Genomic DNA, 797 nt, shown 5'->3' with positions numbered 1-797 from the left:
CCAACGCCACCGCGATGACGGCATCGAGCCGTTTGCGCAGCAGGAAGTCAGTCAGGACGCTTTGGCGCCGTGCCGGCTGGTCGCCCACGTTGTAGAGCGTGAGGTCATAGCCTGCATCCAGCAGGGTGGCGGACACCCCTTCAACCACCGAAGAGAAGTACCAGCGGTTGATAGTAGGCACAACCAGCCCTACATTGTGGCTCCGGCCGGAGGCCAGGCTGGAGGCATGGTAGGAAGGAACGAAACCGAGCTCGTCGGCGGCTGCCTGCGCCAGCTGCCGGCTTTTCGTGGAGACGTTCGCCTTGCCGCTGAGTGCCCGCGACACTGTGGCGATGGAGAGCCCGGCGCGGTCGGCAACGTCCTTGATGCCCGCAAGTCCCACTATTCTGAGTCGCCCCCATCAATCCGCAGCCATGCGGTCTCCCCGCTTGCCAGGAAGCGGCTCGAACCGGGTTCCGCGCTGCGGAGCAGCATCCGGCCAACGGGCAGTTCGAGGGGCTCGTGGTTGAGGTTCATGACCACCAGCGTAGCGCCGTTGAGGTAGGCCAGGGACGAACCGCTGCACCAGCCTTCGACCCACGCCAGGGATCCGCTGCCCAGGCCCAGTTCGCGGCGCAGGGCCAGCATGTTCCGGTAGAGGGAGAGGTGCGACGACGGCGATGCGGCCTGCGCGTCCCGCGCCAGTTCCGTGAAGCCGGGGGGAAGGGGGAGCCAAGGGTCCTGGCCGGAGCCGAAGCCGAGGTGCCGCTCTTCGGCGCGCCACGGCAGGGGCACGCGGCAGCCGTCGCGGCCAAGGC

2 protein-coding genes are annotated in these 797 nt (G+C 67.9%); both read right to left on the bottom strand.

The genetic code is table 11. The annotated features are described in order from the left end of the window. A partial coding sequence (locus DBR22_RS25005; protein ID WP_375135019.1) for a LacI family DNA-binding transcriptional regulator occupies window positions 1-382 on the bottom strand: 382 nt, incomplete at its 3' end. After that, window positions 382-797: alpha-amylase family glycosyl hydrolase (locus DBR22_RS25000; protein WP_441296257.1), on the bottom strand; the 416-nt coding region annotated here is incomplete at its 5' end. The genes DBR22_RS25005 and DBR22_RS25000, both read right to left, overlap by 1 nt.

Origin of the sequence: Arthrobacter sp. HMWF013 (assembly GCF_003061105.1) — a bacterium.
In the GTDB taxonomy this organism is placed as follows: Bacteria; Actinomycetota; Actinomycetes; order Actinomycetales; family Micrococcaceae; genus Arthrobacter.
The sequence above is the reverse complement of the archived record's forward strand: the minus strand, read 5'-3'. Positions and strand labels throughout refer to the sequence as shown.